22 protein-coding genes are annotated in these 19991 nt (G+C 65.4%); 7 read left to right on the plus strand and 15 right to left on the minus strand.

Annotation, left to right across the window (positions count from 1 at the left end; all coding sequences use genetic code 11):
* Positions 1-12 precede the first annotated feature (12 nt).
* Together ACK4FJ_RS02495 and ACK4FJ_RS02500 are read right to left on the minus strand one after the other, a co-directional pair.
* Positions 13-375 carry a DUF1428 domain-containing protein gene (locus tag ACK4FJ_RS02495; protein WP_409763519.1) on the minus strand — a complete coding sequence of 121 codons (363 nt, stop codon included), beginning with the start codon at positions 373-375 and terminating at the stop codon, positions 13-15.
* A gap of 20 nt (positions 376-395) precedes the next feature.
* Positions 396-1229, minus strand: coding sequence for a DUF899 domain-containing protein (locus ACK4FJ_RS02500; RefSeq protein ID WP_409763522.1), 834 nt, complete (start codon positions 1227-1229; stop codon positions 396-398).
* 71 nt (positions 1230-1300) lie between these two features.
* Here ACK4FJ_RS02500 and ACK4FJ_RS02505 point away from each other — a divergent pair, with 71 nt between their 5' ends.
* Genes ACK4FJ_RS02505 through ACK4FJ_RS02515 form a run of 3 tightly spaced genes read left to right on the plus strand, consistent with a single transcriptional unit; the run spans position 1301 to position 2769 of the window.
* Positions 1301-1741: a MarR family transcriptional regulator gene (locus ACK4FJ_RS02505; protein ID WP_409763525.1), complete on the plus strand. Its 441-nt coding sequence runs from the start codon at positions 1301-1303 to the stop codon at positions 1739-1741.
* A gap of 31 nt (positions 1742-1772) precedes the next feature.
* Positions 1773-2204, plus strand: coding sequence for a VOC family protein (locus tag ACK4FJ_RS02510; RefSeq protein WP_409763528.1), 432 nt, complete (start codon positions 1773-1775; stop codon positions 2202-2204).
* Between the two features lie 25 nt (positions 2205-2229).
* Positions 2230-2769, plus strand: a complete 540-nt coding sequence (locus ACK4FJ_RS02515; RefSeq protein ID WP_409763531.1) for an SRPBCC family protein — start codon at positions 2230-2232, stop codon at positions 2767-2769.
* Positions 2770-2773: 4 nt separating this feature from the next.
* On the opposite strand, the gene ACK4FJ_RS02520 is transcribed toward ACK4FJ_RS02515, so the two are convergent.
* Positions 2774-3619: a hypothetical protein gene (locus ACK4FJ_RS02520; RefSeq protein ID WP_409763534.1), complete on the minus strand. Its 846-nt coding sequence runs from the start codon at positions 3617-3619 to the stop codon at positions 2774-2776.
* Between the two features lie 106 nt (positions 3620-3725).
* Between ACK4FJ_RS02520 and ACK4FJ_RS02525 the strand changes: the two genes are divergently transcribed.
* The 3 genes from ACK4FJ_RS02525 to ACK4FJ_RS02535 are packed head-to-tail and all read left to right on the plus strand — an operon-like array spanning position 3726 to position 7962.
* Positions 3726-5822, plus strand: a complete 2097-nt coding sequence (locus tag ACK4FJ_RS02525; protein WP_409763536.1) for a 3-hydroxyacyl-CoA dehydrogenase NAD-binding domain-containing protein — start codon at positions 3726-3728, stop codon at positions 5820-5822.
* A gap of 57 nt (positions 5823-5879) precedes the next feature.
* Positions 5880-7490, plus strand: a complete 1611-nt coding sequence (locus ACK4FJ_RS02530; protein WP_409763539.1) for a peptide chain release factor 3 — start codon at positions 5880-5882, stop codon at positions 7488-7490.
* Complete coding sequence (locus ACK4FJ_RS02535) at positions 7468-7962, plus strand: hypothetical protein (RefSeq protein WP_409763542.1); 495 nt, start codon at positions 7468-7470, stop codon at positions 7960-7962. Before ACK4FJ_RS02530 ends, ACK4FJ_RS02535 begins: the two co-directional genes overlap by 23 nt.
* Here the strand turns inward: ACK4FJ_RS02535 and ACK4FJ_RS02540 are convergent.
* The 10 genes from ACK4FJ_RS02540 to ACK4FJ_RS02585 all read right to left on the minus strand — a co-directional run bounded on the left by ACK4FJ_RS02540 (position 7959) and on the right by ACK4FJ_RS02585 (position 17809).
* The gene (locus ACK4FJ_RS02540; protein ID WP_409763545.1) at positions 7959-8762 is read right to left on the minus strand and encodes a cyclic nucleotide-binding domain-containing protein; all 804 of its coding nucleotides are present in this window, start codon (positions 8760-8762) and stop codon (positions 7959-7961) included. The genes ACK4FJ_RS02535 and ACK4FJ_RS02540 overlap by 4 nt on opposite strands.
* Positions 8763-8765: 3 nt before the next feature.
* Positions 8766-9221 (minus strand): hypothetical protein, encoded by a 456-nt coding sequence (locus ACK4FJ_RS02545; RefSeq protein ID WP_409763548.1) that lies wholly within the window; start codon positions 9219-9221, stop codon positions 8766-8768.
* Positions 9221-10006 carry an aldo/keto reductase gene (locus ACK4FJ_RS02550; protein ID WP_409763551.1) on the minus strand — a complete coding sequence of 262 codons (786 nt, stop codon included), beginning with the start codon at positions 10004-10006 and terminating at the stop codon, positions 9221-9223. Before ACK4FJ_RS02550 ends, ACK4FJ_RS02545 begins: the two co-directional genes overlap by 1 nt.
* Complete coding sequence (locus ACK4FJ_RS02555) at positions 9997-11175, minus strand: FAD-dependent oxidoreductase (RefSeq protein WP_409763554.1); 1179 nt, start codon at positions 11173-11175, stop codon at positions 9997-9999. Before ACK4FJ_RS02555 ends, ACK4FJ_RS02550 begins: the two co-directional genes overlap by 10 nt.
* 8 nt (positions 11176-11183) lie before the next feature.
* Positions 11184-12638 (minus strand): bifunctional D-glycero-beta-D-manno-heptose-7-phosphate kinase/D-glycero-beta-D-manno-heptose 1-phosphate adenylyltransferase HldE, encoded by a 1455-nt coding sequence (gene hldE, locus ACK4FJ_RS02560; protein ID WP_409763557.1) that lies wholly within the window; start codon positions 12636-12638, stop codon positions 11184-11186.
* A gap of 74 nt (positions 12639-12712) precedes the next feature.
* On the minus strand, positions 12713-13432 hold the full coding sequence (locus tag ACK4FJ_RS02565) for a metallophosphoesterase family protein (RefSeq protein WP_409763560.1): 720 nt from the start codon (positions 13430-13432) through the stop codon (positions 12713-12715).
* A gap of 4 nt (positions 13433-13436) precedes the next feature.
* Positions 13437-13964 carry an ActR/PrrA/RegA family redox response regulator transcription factor gene (locus ACK4FJ_RS02570; RefSeq protein ID WP_409763563.1) on the minus strand — a complete coding sequence of 176 codons (528 nt, stop codon included), beginning with the start codon at positions 13962-13964 and terminating at the stop codon, positions 13437-13439.
* A 119-nt stretch (positions 13965-14083) separates the two neighbouring features.
* A complete protein-coding gene (locus ACK4FJ_RS02575) occupies positions 14084-15415 on the minus strand; it encodes an ActS/PrrB/RegB family redox-sensitive histidine kinase (RefSeq protein WP_409763566.1) in 1332 nt (443 codons plus the stop codon).
* Complete coding sequence (zwf, locus tag ACK4FJ_RS02580; RefSeq protein ID WP_409763569.1) at positions 15415-16890, minus strand: glucose-6-phosphate dehydrogenase; 1476 nt, start codon at positions 16888-16890, stop codon at positions 15415-15417. Before zwf ends, ACK4FJ_RS02575 begins: the two co-directional genes overlap by 1 nt.
* A gap of 31 nt (positions 16891-16921) precedes the next feature.
* Positions 16922-17809 carry a phytanoyl-CoA dioxygenase family protein gene (locus ACK4FJ_RS02585; RefSeq protein ID WP_409763572.1) on the minus strand — a complete coding sequence of 296 codons (888 nt, stop codon included), beginning with the start codon at positions 17807-17809 and terminating at the stop codon, positions 16922-16924.
* Positions 17810-17961: 152 nt separating this feature from the next.
* Here ACK4FJ_RS02585 and ACK4FJ_RS02590 point away from each other — a divergent pair, with 152 nt between their 5' ends.
* Entirely contained in the window at positions 17962-18501 is a 540-nt protein-coding gene (locus tag ACK4FJ_RS02590) for a GcrA family cell cycle regulator (protein WP_409763575.1), read from the plus strand.
* A 60-nt stretch (positions 18502-18561) separates the two neighbouring features.
* Here the strand turns inward: ACK4FJ_RS02590 and ACK4FJ_RS02595 are convergent, their stop codons facing one another.
* Both ACK4FJ_RS02595 and ACK4FJ_RS02600 read right to left on the minus strand, forming a co-directional pair.
* Positions 18562-19068 carry a hypothetical protein gene (locus tag ACK4FJ_RS02595; RefSeq protein ID WP_409763578.1) on the minus strand — a complete coding sequence of 169 codons (507 nt, stop codon included), beginning with the start codon at positions 19066-19068 and terminating at the stop codon, positions 18562-18564.
* A gap of 7 nt (positions 19069-19075) precedes the next feature.
* The gene (locus tag ACK4FJ_RS02600; protein WP_409763581.1) at positions 19076-19927 is read right to left on the minus strand and encodes a MipA/OmpV family protein; all 852 of its coding nucleotides are present in this window, start codon (positions 19925-19927) and stop codon (positions 19076-19078) included.
* Positions 19928-19991: the final 64 nt, after the last annotated feature.

Below are 19991 nucleotides of genomic sequence, written 5' to 3' on the forward strand. Positions count from 1 at the left end.
GCACTTTTCAGCTCAGGCTGAAACCATCGTCTTGAACCCGCCATAAGCCATGCGCTTCACGTCGAAGGGCATTTTCTTCGGATCGGGGCACATGGCGTGCGTACGCGGATCCTTCATCACCCTGGCATTCACTTTGTCGCGATGAGCGCGCGACTTGAACACGATGTAGGAAAATACGACGACTTCGCCTTTCTTCAACTTGGCGATTTTGTTGAAGGGCAAACCGAATTTCACGTTCTCGTCGTCGCTGACGCATTCGCGATAGTCCAGCGCGCCGTGTTCGCGCCAGATCTTGCCGGCCTTGGCCGCCATCTTTTTATAAGCTGCCAGGTTCTTCTTCGGCACCGGCAGCAGGAAACCATCCACATAACTCATTCTACGCACTCCTCCTCTGGTCAATCGTGGCAGCAGCTTGCCGCAGCCTGCGGCGCGGCATCGTATCTGTCGTGATGACGCACCCAGAAATCCTGGCTCTGCGGCCAGCCGGCGGGCGAATCCTCCCAGCCCTCCTGACGGCCCAGCGCCGTCATATCGAGCAGGTGATAGGTGTTCAGCAGCATGTCGAGGCCGCGGCCGTAAGTGGAATATGTGTGGTAGACGCGACCATCATCCTGCAGGAAACAGCTCAGACCCGGCATTTCACCGGAGAGGGACAGTTCGCCGTCGGACGAACGCGACACGGGGCGATAATTGTATTCCGGCGCTGCCACGGACGGATCGAGCGTGACGTGAAAATCGGCGTTGAACTCGCTGCCGAAGCTGGATGCCCAGGGCATGGTCCAGCCCATGCGGCGCTTGAACGGCATGATCTTGGACAGCGGCGCGCGCGAAACCATGGTGAAACTGGTGCCGCGCGCATGCAGATGCGACAGGTGCGGCAGGTTGTCGGCCAGGTGCGAGCAGCCGGGGCAGCCTTCCGACCAGGGATGCGTCTGGCCCGGCGGCGGATCGTCGGGGCTAAACATGAAGTGGTAGATCACGAGCTGGCGGCGGCCCTCGAACAGATCGCGCAGGCTGCGGCGGCCCTCTTGCGTCTCGAATTCGTACTCCTTCTCGATCTCCACCATCGGCAGGCGCCGGCGTTCGGCATTCAGGGCGTCGCGCTGGCGGGTGAAGGCCTTTTCCTTTGCCAGCAACGCCTGACGTGCCTTTAGCCACTCGGTGCGCGAAACGACCGGCAGCGTGGCGGCAAGGGTTTCGTCCTGCTTGTGCGGGTTCATCAGATTCATGGCGGTCCTCCTCTGGGCCGGCCGAAACGCCGGCTTGACATATATGTTGATATCAACATAATAGGCAGCGCATGTCAAAGATCGATATCCTGCCTTTCGAAGCCACCATCATGGTGCGCGATACCTGCCTGTGCCTGCATGCGCAGCGCGCCGCCCGCGCTCTGGCGCGGCGGTTCGACGAGGTATTGCGTCCTCTGGGGCTTACCAACGGGCAGTTTTCCCTGCTGATGTCGCTCAACCGGCCGCAGCCGGCCAATATGGGCCAGGTGGCGAGCGTGCTGGCGATGGACCGCACGACGCTGACCGCCTGCCTCAAACCCCTGGAACGCCGGGGACTGGTGAAAGTTTCCGCCGATCCCGACGACAGGCGCACCCGCCGCCTGACGCTGACGCCGGAGGGGCACAAGCTGCTGGTCAAGGCCCTGCCGGTCTGGAAGCGCACCCATGCCGAGCTCGACCGGCTGCTGGACGACCCCGAGCACCTGCGCGCCGGTCTGCGCACCCTGTCCTGATCTTCCATCCTGACTAAAAACGGAGAGTATCGTGAGCTTCAATGCCTATTTGAGTTTCAACGGCAATTGCGCCGAGGCCTTTGCCTTCTATGCCAAGACCCTCAACGGCAAGATCAATGCGATGATGACCCATCGCGAGACCCCGGCTGCCGAACAGACGCCGCCTGAATGGCAGGACAAGATCATCCATGCCTGCATGACGCTGAACGGCACCGACCTGATGGGCGGGGACGTGCCGCCGCAGATGTACCAGCCGATGACCGGCTTCTCGGTGAATATCGTCATGCCGACGGCGGCCGAGGCCGAGCGCGTCTTCGCCGCCCTGAGCCAGGACGGCACCGTGCATATGCCGATGGAAGAAACCTTCTGGGCCGAGCGTTTCGGCATGGCGACCGACCGCTTCGGCGTGCCGTGGATGGTGAACTGCTTCAAAACCGATCCCAGCGCCGGCAACTGCCAGTAACTCTTCAATAATAGGATTTTGCATCATGCTGAAGACCATCGCCCTCGGCGGCGCGGGATTGCTCGCGGTCGCCATCGTCATCGTTCTGGTCATCGCTGCCGCCAAGCCGGATGTTTTCCGCGTGCAGCGTTCGGTCAGCATCAAGGCGGCGCCGGAGAAGATATTTCCGCTGATCGACGACCTGCATGTCAGCATGGCCTGGTCGCCCTATGAGGATAAGGACCCGACGATGAAACGCAGCCATGGCGGCCCGCGCAGCGGCAAGGGCGCGTTCTATGAATGGGACGGCAACAAGGAAGTGGGCAGCGGCCGTCTCACCATCACCGAGTCAACAGCCCCCACCAAGGTGGCCATGGCGCTGGACATGACCCGGCCGTTCGAATGCCACAACATCGTGGAATACACGCTGGCGCCGCAGGGAGACGCCACCGTTGTGACCTGGGCGATGCAGGGACCGGCACCGTTCATCGCCAAGGTGATGCAGGTGTTCTTCGACATGGATAAAATGGTGGGCCGCGATTTCGAGGTCGGCCTGGCCAGCCTGAAGACCATGGCCGAGGGCTGATCGGTTAAAGATCGCCGATCCGGAAATCGAGATAGAGGATTTTCGGATACCCCTGCGCGTTGGGCGGCATGGCGAAAGGCTGGGCCAGCCGCATGGCCCGCAGGAAGGTTTCCATCGCCGTGCGGAAAGCCGCCGCCTCCGGCCCGCGCAGGGCTTCGATCTCGGGCCAGTTGCGCACCATCGCGCGCATGTCCCAGGGATCGTTCTTGCCGAACGGCGGCGCCAGCATGCCGTCGGGCAGCACCAGATAGGGGCCGTCGATGCGGATGTGGGCGAATTGCGGCGCATCGAAATCGATCACCCAGGCCGACACGATCTGGCTGAGGAAGAAGTCGCTTTCCGACTGCGTCATCACCTCGGCCGGCTGACCGGCGGCACGGCCGGACCCGGGCTGGCGATTGCCGGCCTGATTCTGGGCCTGCGGTGGGCGCGGCTGCGGCGCGGTCGCCACGCCAGGGCCGGGACGCTGCACCTGCGGCGGCGCAGGCTTGGGTGCCTCGTTCTGCTGCACACGCTGGCGCGCCCGCTCGCCCGCCGATGGCGGGGCTTTAGATTCCTCGGCCACCGGAGCCTTCTGCAATTGCGGCACGCTGGGTGGTGATACTTCGGGCTGCGGCGCCGGCCTGGGCGCCTCGGCCTGCGGTTGCGGTTTGGGCGGCTCTGGCTTTGGTGGCGGGGGCAGCACGAATTCGGCCAGCACCGGCGGCGGCTCGGGCTGCAGGCGCCAGGTCCAGGGCTCGACCAGCAGCAGGATCACGACCAGTCCATGCAGCAGCAACGACAGCGCCACCGCCAGCCAGAGGCGGCGATTATCCCAATCCTGCGCGCGGTATTCCAAAAACGAGGCCATGACAGACACTTAGCGCTGACGTAGCGGCAGGCCAAGGCTTTTGCCCGGCTTGATCGCCTCGGCTATAACCGATTGTCCGACAATTAAGAAGACACCGGAGAGAAACGTGACCGATCCTGCCGCCTACCCCGTTGCCTATGCCGTCCGCGACGGCGTTGCCGTCCTGACCATCGAAAACCCGCCCGTGAATGCCCTGAGCCAGGGCGTGCGCGCCGGGATCATTGCCGGGCTGGAAAAGGCCGATGCCGATCCCGCCGTGCAGGCAGCCGTGATCATCGGCGGCGGCCGCACCTTCATCGCCGGCGCCGATATCAAGGAATTCGGCAAGCCGCCGCTGCAGCCCTATCTGCCCGATGTGCTCAAGCGCATCGAGGCGATGAGCAAGCCCGTGGTGGCCGCCCTGCATGGCACGGCGCTGGGCGGCGGGTTCGAGGTGGCGCTGGCCTGCCACTGGCGCGTGGCGCTGGACAGCGGCCAGGTCGGCCTGCCGGAAGTGAAGCTGGGCCTGATCCCCGGTTCGGGCGGCACCCAGCGCCTGCCGCGCCTGGTGGGACCGAAGGTGGCGCTGGATGTGATCCTGTCGGGCAACCCGATGCCGGCGAAGAAGGCCGCCGAACTGGGCGCGGTGGACGAGATCGTGACCGGCGACCTGCTGGAGGGCGCACTGGCCTTCGCAAAGAAAGTGGTGGCCGAGAAGCGCCCGCTGCGCCTGGTGCGCGACATGAACGACAAGGTCAGCAACGTCGACGCATCCGTGTTCGAGGAAATCCGCAAGGCCAATGCGCGCAAAGCCAAGGGTTTCCTGGCGCCGTGGCGCTGCATCGACGCGGTGGAAATCGCCACGAAGCTTCCGATCGACGAAGGCCTGCTGAAGGAGCGCAAATACTTCTTCGAATGCATGGGCAGCCCGCAGCGCGCCGCCCAGATCCATGCCTTCTTCGCCGAGCGCGAGGCGGCGAAAATCCCCGGCCTGCCCGAGGATGTAAAGCCGAAACAGATCAAGTCGGCCGTGGTGGTAGGCGCCGGCACGATGGGCGGCGGCATCGCCATGAACTTCGCCAATGCCGGCATCCCGGTGAAGATTCTCGAAGTCTCGCAGGAGGCCTTGGCGCGTGGCCTGGGCGTGATCGAGAAGAACTACGCCACGTCTGTTGCCCGCGGCAGCATGAAGCAGGAAGCCATGGATCGGGCGATGAAGCTGATCTCCGGCACCCAGCGCTATGAGGATATCGGCGACGCCGACATCGTCGTGGAAGCCGTGTTCGAGGAGATGGGCGTCAAGAAAGAGGTCTTCGCCAAGCTCGACAAGGTGATGAAGCCCGGTGCCGTGCTGGCCACCAATACCTCGACGCTGGATATCGACGAGATCGCGGCCAGCACCAGCCGGCCGCAGGACGTGATCGGCACGCATTTCTTCAGCCCGGCGAATGTGATGAAGCTGCTGGAAAACGTGCGCGGCGCGAAGTCGTCGCCCGAGACCATCGCCACGGTGATGGCCCTGGGCAAGACACTTAAAAAAGTGGCGGTGCTGGCCGGCAACTGCGACGGCTTCATCGGCAACCGCATGCTGCATGGCTATCTGCGCGAGGCGAATTTCCTGCTGGAAGAGGGTTGCATGCCCGAGCAGATCGACCGCGCGCTGGAGGAATTCGGCCTCGCCATGGGCCCGTTCCGCATGGGCGACCTCGCCGGCCTGGATGTGGGCTGGCGCATCCGCAAGGGCAAGGCGCATCTGCGCCCGAAGGACGAGCGTTATTCCCCCGTGGCCGACCGGCTGTGCGAGATGGGCCGCTTCGGCCAGAAGACCGGCGCGGGCTTTTACAAATACGAGGGCCGCAACGCCCTGCCCGACCCGGTGGTCGAAGAGGTGATCCTGCAATCTGCCAAGGAGCAAGGCATTGAACGGCGGGCGATTTCCGACGAGGAGATCGTGCAGCGCTGCATGTATCCGCTGGTCAACGAGGGGGCGCGAATCCTGGAGGAAGGCATCGCCATCCGGCCGGGCGATATCGACATCACCTACCTTTTCGGTTATGGCTTCCCCGTCTATCGCGGCGGGCCGATGTTCTGGGCCGAACAGATCGGCCTCGACAAGGTGCTCGCCACGATCCGCGGCTTCCACAAGATCCACGGCAAGTTCTGGGAACCTGCGCCTTTGCTGGTGCAGCGTGCCGAGGCCGGCAAGGGGTGGAACGACCGCTGAGAGGGCCCATATAAGGACAGCCGGGCCAGTATCCAGAGGTAGTTCAAGAACAGTCCGATGTCCGAAGCCGCTCTCGCCATCCCGGGCGCCAACGATCCGATTGGCGCCCGCCGCACCTTTGCCATCATCGCCCATCCCGACGCCGGCAAGACGACGCTGACCGAAAAGCTGCTGCTGTTCGGCGGCGCGATCCATCTGGCCGGCGCGGTGAAGGCGCGTGGCGAGAACCGGCGCGCACGTTCGGACTTCATGAAGATCGAGCAGCAGCGCGGCATCTCGGTCTCCACTTCGGTGATGAATTTCGAATACCGCGGCTGGACCTTCAACCTGCTCGACACGCCGGGCCACGAGGATTTCAGCGAGGATACCTACCGCACGCTGACCGCCGTCGACAGCGCGGTGATGGTGCTGGACGCCGCCAAGGGCATCGAGAGCCAGACCCGCAAGCTGTTCGAGGTCTGCCGCCTGCGTGATGTGCCGATCGCCACCTTCGTCAACAAGATCGACCGCGAAAGCCAGGACCCCTTCGCCCTCCTGGACGAAGTGGCCTCGACGCTGGCGCTGGAATGCGTGCCGGCGAACTGGCCCATCGGCATGGGCTATGACTTCAAGGGTTGTTACGACCTGTTCAATAAGCGGCTGCTGCTGACCGGCAAGGAAAACAAGAATCTGGAGCCGGAGGTGATCATCCTGGAGAAGGGCCTGGACGACCCGCGCGCCGCCGAAATGATCCCGGCAGCGCAACTCGCCAAGCTGCAGGAGGATATCGGCCTGATTGAGGCCGCCTGCCCCACCTTCGACATCGAAGCCTATCGCCAGGGCCACATGACACCGGTGTATTTCGGCTCGGCCCTGAAGAATTTCGGCGTCGACGAACTGCTGAAGGGCCTGGGCGAATTCGCACCGCCGCCGCGCCCGCAGCCATCCAACAAGCGCGTGATCGAGCCGACCGAGAAAGCCGTGACCGGCTTCGTGTTCAAGGTCCAGGCCAACATGGACAAGAACCACCGCGACCGCGTCGCCTTCCTGCGGCTGTGCTCGGGCCATTTCAAGCGCGGCATGAAACTGAAGCAGATCAGTACCGGCAAGCCGATCACGGTCAGCAATCCCACCCTGTTCTTCGCCCAGGACCGTTCGCTGGCCGACGAGGCCTGGCCGGGCGACATCATCGGCATCCCCAATCACGGCGTGCTGCGGGTGGGCGACACGCTGACCGAGGGCGAAGACCTGCGTTTCACCGGTATCCCCAACTTCGCGCCGGAAATTCTGCGTCGCGTTCGGCTGTCCGACCCGATGAAGGCCAAGCACCTGCAGCGTGCGCTGGAGGACCTGGCCGAGGAAGGCGTGACCCAGGTGTTCCGCCCGCGCATCGGCGCCGACTGGATCGTCGGCCTGGTCGGCCCGCTGCAGCTCGATGTGCTGGCTGCCCGCCTGGCCGAGGAATACAGCCTGGAAGTCGGCTTCGAGAATGCGCCCTATGAGACGGCACGCTGGATTTCGGCCGAGAATCCGAAGGACCTGGACGATTTCCTGGAGCAGAATCGCGGCACCATCGCCGACGACCGCGAGGGCACGCCGGTTTTCATGGCCCGCAATGCCTGGGAACTTTCCTATATCGAGAAGAAATGGGATAAAATCCGGTTCCATGCCACGCGGGAACGCCATTAAGCCGCTTGCCGGCGTCTCTCCCTCCCGCCGCGCCCTGCTCGGCGCGCTGGCCGGCCTGTGCCTGATTGCCACGCCGATGGCCCGGGCGCAGGAAAGGGAAAAGAAAAAGAAGTCCGACACGCCGATCGACAAACCGCTGGTGAACACTCCGGTGCTGATGGTGGATGCCGTGACTGCACCTGTGGCCGGCCCGCCCGGATCGCAGGTGATCATGACGCTGAGCATCGATTGCGGCACGGTGGAGAATGCCCGCGCGGTCGATCCGCTGATGCCGCGCGTCTACAATGCCGTGATCATGGAACTGAACCGGGAGCCGCTTGGCAAGGACGGCCGCATACATGACAACGACCTGGAAGGGCTGAAGCGCCGGCTGGTGTTCCAGATCAACCGCGCGCTGCAGGGACCGCAGGTGGTTGGCGTCTATATCCGCTCGCTGCAGGAAGTGCCGCTGCGCAAGCCGCCCAGCCGCTAATCGGCTCGCGCACCTGCCGCCGCATCGCGGGCCGGCAAGGCAACCCGCAACATCCGCCCAGCATAAATCCGCATCAGTGCCTTCACGATGGCGGGGCAGCTGTTCAGCATGGCGTTGAAATGGTTCGCCGTGATGTGTTCGCACACCGTGGCCTCGGATGCGATGGCGCTGGCCCGGCGTGGCTCGCCGGTCAGCAGGGCCAGTTCGCCGAAAACCTCGCCCGGCTCGACGCAGCGCAGGCGCGTCTGGCTGCCATCGGGCATTTCGCGCACCAGTTCGACGCGGCCGCTCTGCACCAGATAGACATTGTAGCCCGGCTGCCCGGCGCGGAAGATCGTTTCGCCGGCAGCATACACCTTGCGATCCAGGATTCGCATGCTCGACTGTTCGGACTGGATGGTGGCCGCCATCATGTCGCCAATGCCGATCCTTACACCCTGCGCCGGTGGCGCGATCCCCTCGGCATGTCGGATGTTGCGGATGAAGGTCTGCAGCAGGTAACGCGCCAGCGGCGGCGCGGCATCCAGCGCGCGATCAAGGGCGGCCGCATTGATACGGCGGCAGACCGTGGGCTCGATGGCCACCACGCTGGCGACGCGCGGCGCCGGATCGATCAGCGCCATCTCGCCCACAACGCCGCCCTCACCCATCTCGGCCAACCGCAGCTTGGCATCGTCTTCCATGCGGAAGACCTCGACGCGGCCAGACAGGATCAGGTAGCAGAAATCGCCATGGGCGCCCTGTTCCATGAGGGTGGCGCCACGGCCGAAGCGGATATCCTGGTCATGAGCCTCACTCATGCCTCAATCCTTGCCCTCGTCATGACTGAACAGGATGGCCTTGGCGCGGATGTCGTCGATGCTGCCCATCAGGTCGTCGATCTTGGCTTCCAGCAGATCGGCGGCCTGGCGGGCGAGGCCGAGTTCTTCCTCGACCGCCTGCAACATCGCCTGCCGCGCCGCGCCGATGATGGCGCCATTGGGCTGGGCCGGGAAGCTGACGCATTTGGCAACGAAGCGCCGCACGGCCGAAGCGCTGGGCAGGCGGCCCAGCACCAGCTTCGCCGGCACGGCCAGCACCAGCCAGGCGCCATCCTCCTGCGGCAGGGCGGCGAAATCGCCTTTGCGGAAACCGGCACACGGCGCGCTGCCCTCTTCCTGCCCGGGCAGATCGAGCATGGCGACCTCCCAGCCGAAAGCGAGGAATTCCTGCTCGCCGGCCGAGGACCGTTCGAGAGCCGTGGCGTCCTGCTGCTCCATTATGCCTCTCCCTCTCTTCCCGCCCGCAATGCCATGGCATTGGCGTGCAGGTTGGCCGGCGACAGGGTGCCGACCACGATAGACGACACGCCGGTAATCGCTGCCGCCATCCGCAGGGCCTGCGCCGGATCGGCGGCATGGCCGCTGGCCAGCGCCTTCTTGATCAGCACACCCTTGCCGGCGGCGGCGGCCTCGGCAATCACCGGCAGGTCGTCAGTATAGCCGGGATTATAGGTCAGCATCATCACATCGACGCAACCCAGCATGCGCCGGCCGCCATCGGGCGTCTTGCCGGAAAAGCCGCTGGCGCGGATCAAGCCGCGCCGCTTCAGCCCGTCCAGCGCCTCGACCGCCGGCAGGAACCGGTCGCCAGCCTCGTCGATGCCATCGGAATGCAGCAGCACGACATCCAGGTAATCCGTGCGCAGACGGCGCAGGCTGGTTTCAACCGAAGCGATTATTGCAGGCGCGGAGAAATCGAAGCGCGACCGGCCATCCTCGAACCATTCGCCGGCCTTGGTGGCGATCACCCAGTCGGCGCGACCGGATCCAACCTCGGGAAGCAATTGCCCCAGCCGCTCCTCGCTGCGGCCATAGGCCGGTGCGGTATCGATCAGCGTGATGCCAAGCTCTTGCGCCTGCTCCAGCAGGGCAATCACGCTGGCGTCATCGGGCAGCTCGAAACCGCGCGGATACTTCACACCTTCGTTACGCCCGATCTTCACCGTGCCCAGCCCGAGCAAGCTGACCATGATGCCGGTCGATCCCAGCGGTCTCATCTCCATGCCGCGACCTCCCAGGGTGCGGGAGCGATATCTGGCGCCGGCCAATGCGAAAGATCGGTTTGCCCACCTGAAGGCAGCGGCAACTCGGCCAGCACCTGGTCGGCCAGTTGCGGCGCCAGCGCCAGCTTGGTCGGCCAAGCCAGCCAGCAATTCGGTGCGACCCGGCGCAGCACGGGGCCATCGGGTTTTGCGCCATCGGCCGTGGCCCCTTCCGCGCGCTCGACATACAGCGTGGCATAACGACAGGCGGAGAAATCCTGCTTGGGCAGCAAAGCAGCGAATTCGGCCTTCGCCGCCGCGATCAGCGCCTCTGGATTTTGCGTCGCGCCGGTCTCGGCCAGTTGCCCACCGACATACCAGACCAGGCTGCCGTCCGGGCGTTTATGCGTGGTGACGGTGACGCGCGGCTTGTCGCTGGCGTCAAAACAATGTGCCCAGAGCGGGCCGGGCGCGTTGTCGATCATCAGCATCCGCAAGGGCCTGCGCTGCGCCGCCGATGCCGGCAGACCGAACTGCGCCAGCAGGCTTTCGTTGCCCGCCCCGGCGGTGGAAACGAATGCACCGGCCCGCAACCGGCGCGGCTGGGCGAAGGCATCGTGGCAGTCGACCAGCACGCCATCCGCATCGGACATCACGCGTACATCGCCGCGAATCCGTTTGATCGATGCCTGCAGCGGCCGCGCCAGCGCCTGCAGCAAAGCCGGCACATCCAGCACGCATTCATCCAGGGCATAGACGGCGGCGACATGCTCGGGGTCGCGCAGCACGGCAGGCCATTGGATGGGCGCCAGCGCATCGACGCGGCCGCGCACCAGCTTGCTGCCGAAGAAGCCGGCGATGCGGCTGGCCAATGTCTTGCGCGCCCAGAACAGGTGCCGCTCGGCGGCCAGCGGCACGCCGCGCAAATCCACCTCGCCCGTGCCGGCCAGGCAGGCGCGCCAGCGCGCGGGCATGTCGGCCAGCGCGTTGCTGGCAGCATTCAGCTTGAGGTCGAGGGCGTATTTCAGGCCGCCGTGGATGATGCCCTGCGAGGCCAGCGTCTGCCCGGCGCCCAGTGCATTATTCTCCAGCAGCAGCGCGCTGTAACCGGCGGCCTGCAGGCGCGCCAGCAGCCAGAGGCCGGCAATGCCGCCGCCGAGGATCGCGACGTCGACATCCCTCATCGCCATGGGCCGGCTCAGGACCGCAGTTTCTGGATGGTGGCCGTGGTGCTGTGGCCGGCAACCAGTCGCGACACGCGCACCTCACCGCCATAGGCCTGCACGATATCGGCACCGACCACCTGGTCGATGCCGTAATCGCCGCCTTTGATCAGCAGGTCGGGTTTGAGCATTTCCAGCAGCGGGATCGGCGTGTCTTCCGGGAACACGATCACCAGATCGACCAGCCCCAGAGCCGCCAGCAGGCGGGCGCGATGCTTTTCATCCTGCACCGGGCGCGTCTCGCCTTTCAGCTTCTTCACGGAAGAATCGGCGTTGATCGCCACGATCAGGCGGTCGCAGCCGGCACGCGCTTCCGACAGCAAGGCCAGATGGCCAGCATGCAGCAGGTCGAAGCAGCCATTGGTAAAGCCGATGCGCTCGCCACGCAGACGCCAGGCATCGACGCGTTCCTTCGCCTGCTGGCGCGACACCACCTTGGCATCGATGCCGTGCGGGTCGGGCATGTGCAGGGCCTGGCGCAGTTCGTCGGGATGCACGACGGCAGTGCCAACCTTGGCAACCACGATGCCGGCCGCGATATTGGCGAGCCGGGCGGCCAGCGGCAGCGGCCGCTTCATCGCCAATGCCGCGGCGATCACCGCCACCACCGTATCCCCGGCGCCCGAGACATCGAATACTTCGCGCGCCTCGGCAGCCAGATGCAGCGGGGCTTCGCCGCCCTGCACCAGCGTCATGCCGGCGGCGCCGCGCGTGACCAGCACATTGGCGATACCGGCGGTTTCCACCAGCTTGCGGCCGGCCTTCACAGCGCTGGCATCGTCGGCGCAGCTTTCGCCGCTGGCCAGCGCGGCCTCGGCACGGTTCGGCGTCACCAGATAGGCGCCGCGATAGCGGGCATAGTCGCTGCCCTTGGGATCGACCAGCACCGGCTTGTTGGCCGACTTGGCGGCGATGATCAGCGCGGTGACGACGCGGTCGGGCAGCGCGCCCTTGGCGTAATCGGAGAGCACTAGCACGGCACAGTCGGCCAGCGCCTCTTTCGCCGCATCGACCAGCGTATCAATGGCGGCCGGCGTGCTGGCGGCGCGGTTCTCGTGGTCGACGCGCAGGAGCTGCTGGCGGCTGCCGATGAAACGGATCTTCTCGATAGTGCGGCGGGCCTCGTCCACCACCAGACGGGCGTCGACGCCGCGCTCCAGCGTCAGCACATCGTTCAGTTCGTCGGCGGCACCGTCATCGCCGACCAGGCCGATCAGCACCACCTCGGCGCCGAGCGCGGCGATGTTGCGGGCCACATTGCCGGCGCCGCCGGGCATGACGATCTCGCGCTCGGCCTGCATCACCGGGATCGGCGCTTCGGGCGAGATGCGCTCGACCCCGCCATAGACGAAGCGGTCGAGCATCACGTCGCCAACGACGAGGACGCGGGCACCGGTGAAATCGGCCGGATCTGCAGGAAAATCGGACATGGCCTTCGATACACCGGCGGCGGGCCGAATTCCAGCCCTCGCCCCGGCTCCGGCCTCTTCCGGGAGGCCGGGAATCAGGTCTGCAGCAGGCGCCGTTCGGCCCCTTCCAGCACCAGGGCGGTCAGCCGGCCGGTAGTATAGGCCCCGGTATCCACCCCGATACGGTTCGGCCGCCATTCCACCTCGTGCACGATGGTATGGCCATGCACCACCACCACGCCGTGATCGGCCTCCGAATCGAGGAAGGCATCCCGGATCCAGATCATCTGCTCGCGGCTCTGGCGGTCGAGCGGCAGGCCCGGCTTGATGCCGGCATGGACGAACAGGTAGTCGCCGAACTGCGCCTGCACGACCAGCTTTTCCATGAAATGCCAGTGATGGCGCGGCAGGGCGCCGCGCAGGCTGCGCTGGGTGAGCAGCAGCTCGTCATAGGCGGCCGGGATGCGCACCTTGTAACTGGCCAGCGTGGCATCGCCGCCATTGGCCAGCCACAGCGAGGCGCCATAGGGCGCATCGAGGAATTCCAGCATCATGGCTTCGTGATTGCCCAGCAGCGTCACCGTCTCGACGCCGGCCAGCTTGTGACGGGCCAACCGCTCGATCACTCCATGGGAATCCGGACCGCGGTCGACATAATCACCAAGATAGACCACCACGCAGCGTTCGGGCGCGGCGGCCTGCAGATCGGCCTGGATCAGTGAGTGCAGTTTATCCAGAAGGTCGGCGCGGCCATGGATGTCGCCGATGGCATAGACGCGGAGTCCCGGCGGCAGCCTGGCCTCCTGCAACAGCATGGCCCTATTGCGGCGAACGCTTGGCGAGGATGCGCTGCAGGGTGCGGCGATGCATCTTCAGCCGGCGCGCCGTCTCCGACACATTGCGGTCGCAAAGCTCGAAGACGCGCTGGATATGTTCCCACCGCACGCGTTCGGCCGACATCGGCTCTTCGGGCGGCGCGGGATGCGCGGCATTGCCGGCACGCAGGGCGCGGTCGACATCGTCGGCATCGGCCGGCTTGGGCAGGTAATCGACGGCGCCGGCCTTTACGGCCGCCACGGCGGTGGCGATGTTGCCATAGCCGGTCAGCATCACCACGCGGGCATCCTGGCGAACGCTGCGGATCGCGCTGACCACATCAAGACCGTTGCCATCGCCCAGCTTGAGGTCGACCACGGCATAGGCCGGCGGCTTGGCACGGGCCAGCTGGATGCCGACGGCGACCGACTCGGCGGTCTGCACCTGATAGCCGCGCTTTTCCATCGCACGGGCCAGCCGCATCCGCAGCGGTTCGTCGTCATCGACGATGAGGAGGGTCATGTCGGTCATTGCGGCCTGAATGTACCCGAGCCCCGGCCGGGTGCAACCCCCGGAGTAGCGCCGGATGCCCGGATGCAGGGCAGCCATGCATGATTGACGAGGCTGGGCGCTGTTTTGCCGCAGGTGTTTTATGCGGGGCGGCGGACCAGAATTTCGCGCGGCCAGATCACCGCCACCTGGGTGCCGCCACCGGGCCGGTTGGCGAAGGTGACCCCTGCCCCGCTGCGGCGCAGCAGGTTCATCGCGATGAACACACCAAGACCCATGCCGCCGCTGTCGGGCCGGCTGGTCACATAAGGCTCGCCCAGAGCCGACAGGATATCCACGTTCAGGCCGGGTCCGTCGTCGAGGATCAGCAGGCGAATCTGTTTATCGTCCCAGCCGACCTCCACCGTCACCCGGGTACGGGCGAATTCCATCGCATTCTGCAAAAGGTTGCTGAGGCCGTGGATGATCTCGGGCCGGCGCGGCAGGTTGGGTGCCGTGCCCGCGCCGTTCAGCGTCACCGCGAATTCGATATTGGCACGACGCCATGGCTGGGCCGCCACCTCGATCAGATTGGCGATGCCCAGGTCGGAGAAGGCTTCGGCATCGGCATTGGCCGAAGGCCGGCGCGACAGCCGCGCCAGAATCTCGCGGCAGCGTTCCACCTGGCTCTGCAGCAACGCCAGGTCTTCGGCGATCGGATTGTCGGCCGGCGTGTCGCGCCCCAGTTCCTTTACCACCACGGCGATGGTGCCGAGCGGTGAGCCCAGTTCATGCGCCGCCGCCGCCGCCAGGCTGCCCAGAGCCGAAACCTGCTGCTCCTGCGCCAGCGCGAGTTGTGTGGCAGCCAGTGCATCCGACATGCGTCGGGCTTCCTCGGCCACCTGCCATGCATAGGCCGCGATGAACAGCGTACCGAGTACCAGCGCCATCAGGTTGCCCCAGCGATAGAGCGGTGGCATGGCCAGCGCCGCCGGATCGCTCCAGGGCAGCGGCAGGTGATAGAGTGTGAGCAGCACCGCCAGCGTGAAGGCCACCAGGCCCAGCAGCACGGTGGAGCGCAGCGTGAGGATGGTGGCCGACACGGTGACCGGCACCAGGATCAGCAGCGCAAAGGGGTTGTCGATGCCGCCGGTCAGGAATAGCAGCAGGCCGAGTTGCAGCAGATCGAAGGCGAGGTATCCGGCGGCGCCTATCTCGCTCAGGCGCTTGGCGGTCGGATAGATCACGAACAGCAGGATGTTGAGCAGCGCAGAGACGCCGACGATCCCCAGGGCCGGCAGCAATGGCAGGCGGAAATTCAGCCCGAAATGCACGAACAGGATCGCCAGCAACTGGCCGACGATGGCGATCCAGCGCAGCAGCACCAGGGTCTGCAAGCGCACGCGGCCGCTCATCTGGTCCATGCCGGCGTCGTCGCCAGCCGGCAGAGCACCGAACCGGGCGCGCAGGGTCTCCAGCAGGGCTGCCCGCATCAGCGCATGTCCTCGTGCCAGGTGCGGCCGTCGCGTTCGATCAGGCCAATGGCGGCTGAAGGCCCCCAACTGCCGGCGGTGTAGGATTTCGGCGCCTCGCTGCCGGCCGACCAGCCGGCCAGGATCGGCTCGATCCAGCGCCAGGCAGCCTCGACCTCGTCGCTGCGCATGAACAGCATCGGATTGCCGCGCACCACGTCCATCAGCAGGCGCTCGTAGGCATCGGGCTGGCGGCCCTGAAAGGTGTCGGCGAAACTCAGGTTCAGCGGCGCCTGACGCAAGCGCATGCCGCCGGGGCCGGGCACCTTGGTCATCATGTGCAGGGCAATGCCCTCGTCGGGCTGCAGGCGGATCACCAGGCGGTTGGCCACCACGTCGCGACTGGCGCCATCGAAGATCAGATGCGGCACCGGGCGAAACTGCACCACGATTTCCGAACGCCGCGCCGGCAGCCGTTTACCGGTGCGCAGATAGAACGGCACGCCGGCCCAGCGCCAGTTATCCACCTCGGCCTTCACCACCACGAAGGTCTCCGTATTGCTGCCGGCATGCTCCACCTCATCCACATAGGCCGGCACGGCCACGCCATCCACGGCGCCCGGACCATATTGGCCGCGCACGGTCTTTTCCATCACCGAGCGTTCGTTGATCGGCCGCAGGGCCTGCAGCACCTTCAGCTTCTCATCGCGCACGGCATCGGCGGCGAAAGCGTTCGGTGGTTCCATCGCCACCAAGCAAAGCAGTTGCAGCAGATGATTCTGCACCATGTCGCGCAGGGCGCCGGCATGATCGTAATAGCCGGCTCGCCCCTCGACGCCGATCTTCTCGGCCACCGTCACCTGCACATGATCGACCACGCCGCGATGCCAGACCGGCTCGAACAGGGCATTGGCGAAGCGCAACGCCATCAGGTTCTGCACCGTCTCCTTGCCCAGGTAGTGATCGATGCGGAAGACGCGTTCTTCCGAAAAGGCAGCGGCGACGGCTTCGTTGATCGCCTGCGCCGAGGCAAGATCATGGCCGATGGGCTTTTCCAACACCACGCGGGCCTGGGGCCGGTTCAGACCGGCCGCCGCCAGATGACCGCAGATGCTGCCGAAGAAACGCGGCGCCATGGCGAGGTAATACACCACCACACGATCCGACGATCCATCGATAACCTTGGCCAGCGCGGCATAATCCTCCGGCGCATCGGCATCGAGGCTTAAGTAACGGAAGCGCGCGACGAAGCGCTCCACCGCCGCATCGTCGTAATCGGCCGAGTCGAGATGCCGGTTCAGCGCGCCGCGTGCCAGGTTGCGGAATTCCCCGTCGCTCATCGCCCCGCGCGCCACCGCGAACAGACGGACATCGGCATTCAGCTGGCCGGCTACATCGCGGTGATACAGCGCCGGCATCAGCTTGCGCAGCGAAAGATCGCCGGTGGCGCCGAAAACGACGAGATCGAAGGAGAAACTGCCGCTTGGATGGGTCATACCGGCAGCCTGACATGATGACGGGGCTGCATCAATCCTCCAGGAAATGCGGTTCGGGTTTCTCGTGCAAAGCCTCGTAATGCACCAGCGACGGGTGCGGCCCCAGCGGCACCGCGCGGCCGGCACGGAAGGCCCATTCGCCGCGGTCGCAATTGCGCGCCGTGACATAGCCATTGATGTAGAGCCGGCGATCCTGCCCCGACACATTCGCGCCCGAGCCGTGCACCAGATAGGGCGACCACAGCGCGACATCGCCGGGTTCGAGCAGCAGGTCGACGACGGTGGCCGGATCGAGGCCCGCGGCATGCAGGGCGTCGTCCTGCATGCTCTGCTGCAGGATGGGCCCGTCGCCGCCCAGGCCGAGGTCGCCATGCATATGGCTGCCGGGGATCACCTTCATCGCGCCGCTGGCCTTGGTGTGCGGGTCGATGGCGATGCCAGTCTGGACATAGGATTGCGCCAGGTCGCGGAAGGCGCTGGCCGGACGGCGGAAGCGGCTGTCCTGGTGATAGGCGAATTCCACTTTGGTGGCGCCCGGCGGCTTCCAGTGCATCTGGTTGATGATCTGCTTCAGGTCTGGGCCGATCAGGGGCGCCAGCAGGGCGGCAAAGCGCGGATCGAGCCGCACGGCATCCAGCAGCGCATCCCGCCAGGACGGCCATTGCACCATGCGCAGGATTTTCCCCAGCAGGGGATCCTGCCCCAGCCGGAACAGCAGGTTGCCATGGCGGAAGCTGCGGCCGAGCCGCAGGCCCTCTTGGTACAGGGCATCGAACCGGTCGGCCATTGCCGCCACTTCCCCCGGCCCGAATAGCCCGCGCACCACGGCATAGCCGTCGCGGGCATAGCTTTCCCGCAGCGCGGGCAGGGCTGGCAGATGGGCCTGCCAGGGATAACTTGGGTCGGGGAAGTCGCTCATCTGGGGATAACTCCGATTCGCCCCCTATTTCAGAAGCGTTATTTTAGCCCAGCCGACCAGATTCTTGTGGATAAGGCCAGAGTCTGATTGACCGGAACCCGGATTCTCGCCTTACTGCATGTAGCGTCTAAGTCCAAGAACGGGGGCTACATATGGTATGGACGGACGAGAAGGTTAAACTTCTGGTTCAATTGTGGGAATCCGGCCAGTCGATCACCCAGATCGGCAAAGCGCTGGGCATGACCCGCAACGCCGTGGTCGGCAAGGCCCACCGCATCGGCCTGGCCAAGCGCGCTTCGCCGATCATGCGGAGCGACAAGCCGGCGCAGCCGCGACCGGCCGCCAGCCATGCCGGCCCACCAGGGGGACATGCCCCCGCGGCACTGCGCGCCCCGGCCCAGCCGAAGGCTGAACGAGCCCCGGCGGCCGAAGGCTCGGACGGCGGCCCGGTGGCCGGCACCGGCTCGGGTTCGGGACAGCAGCTGACGGCTGCGATGCTGGCGGCATTGACGCCCAGCAGCGGCCCGCGCTGCAAATGGCCGATCGGCGATCCCAAAAGCGCCGAGTTCGATTTCTGCAGCCACGTCGCGCTGCCGGGCAAGCCTTACTGCGCCCAGCATTGCGCCATGGCTTATACGAACTGGAATCCGGAGAGCGCCGTCGAGGCCGTGAAGGCGGTCAACGCCGCCTGATACGACCAAGACGTTCCGGATTTCAAAAAGCCCGGCGGATGTCATTCCGCCGGGCTTTTTCTATGTGGCGATCTTTTCCTGCTCCGGTCGCGAACTTTTGCCGACCCTTCTCGCCTGGGCAAGACACAGCGTCGACGCAAAGTGGCGCCACTCCCTTACGACAAAGCGACCCAGTATGATCAGGAACCCGACGGCGACAGTATCGAGCACCACGAAGGGCGGCTCCTGGGCCAACAGCGGGCCATCAGAAACGGCATGTATCAGCACCGAGACGACACCGCCGGCCGCGTAGATCGCCACGCCGACCAGATGCAGGCGGCAGAGGCTGGCGCCCAGGATGCCCAGTCCGACCGCCAATTGCAGGCCAGCTGCCGTCAGACCACGCCCCGGCGGGAGCGCTTCCAAGAAAATTATAACGCATATCCCAAGATACAGCCCGATGGCGAACATGCTGGCACCGTGCCAGAGAAGCGAGAGGCGCCGGCTGAATACCGACGCCGCCACGCCCGCGATCAAGCCGGCCAGCACCAGGCCCCAGTTCGCCGAGTACCATAACTCGGCCAGCATGACGGCCTCAGAACTTGTAACTGAGGAACAGACCGGTCATCAGCTGATCCGGCGAACCGCGATCTTCCACCAGCGGGCTGTCGGCCGCATCGCCCAGCAGGCGCTTGTAGCCCAGCCGCCCGGTCAGCCCCCAATGCTGCGTGAGGCTGTAATCTAGATCGAGCGTCAGGCCGACATCCTTGATCCCGCCTTCGGCCTGAAACCGGCGCATGCCGCTGCGCTGGGATTGCAATGCCGTCACGCCGAAGAAGGTTTCGGTGTAATCGTCACTGGCCCAGGTGGTTGAAAGCTCGGCCCGCGCACGCAGCTTTGGTCCGAAGCTGTGGCGATAGCCGCCGGCAAACTTGGCCGTCAGCCCATCATGGGCACTGCTGACATCCTGGAACACCGTCACACCTGCCGACCATGGCCCGGCGCTGTAATTCAGGAATGCACCAAGCTCGGCCCCGGAATCGATATCGCCCATGCCGCGCAGATCGTCGTTGTCGTCCTCGTCGCGGCCCATCTGGTAGCGCACCAGCGGGCCGAGCTGCAGTTTGTCGGTCGGGCGCGGTCCCTGCCAGGTGAAGGCATTGACGCCCAGGCTGGGTCCACGCAGGAAGACCAGGTCCCTGTAACTGATCGAGATCAAGGGCAAAGGCGCTACTTCATAATCGTCGCTGCCCTCGTAATCCGGCTGATAGAGCGCGCCCGCCCCAAGCCGGATATCCCAATCCTTCTCGCCAACCGCCGAACCCTGCGAAGCGGTCGCGGATTTGCTCACCGGCTGCTGGGCCTGGGCCACGACCGGCGGAACCAGAACAAGGCCTGCCACAATGGCAAAGGGTTGCAAAACACTGAAGGAATAAGACGTTTTCATGATTGGACCACTCATTTTTCATCGAGTCAGGGGAGGAAACGCCGCCACCCTACACGGCTGGCAG

The organism is Ferrovibrio sp. (genome assembly GCF_046297595.1).
GTDB lineage: Bacteria > Pseudomonadota > Alphaproteobacteria > Ferrovibrionales > Ferrovibrionaceae > Ferrovibrio.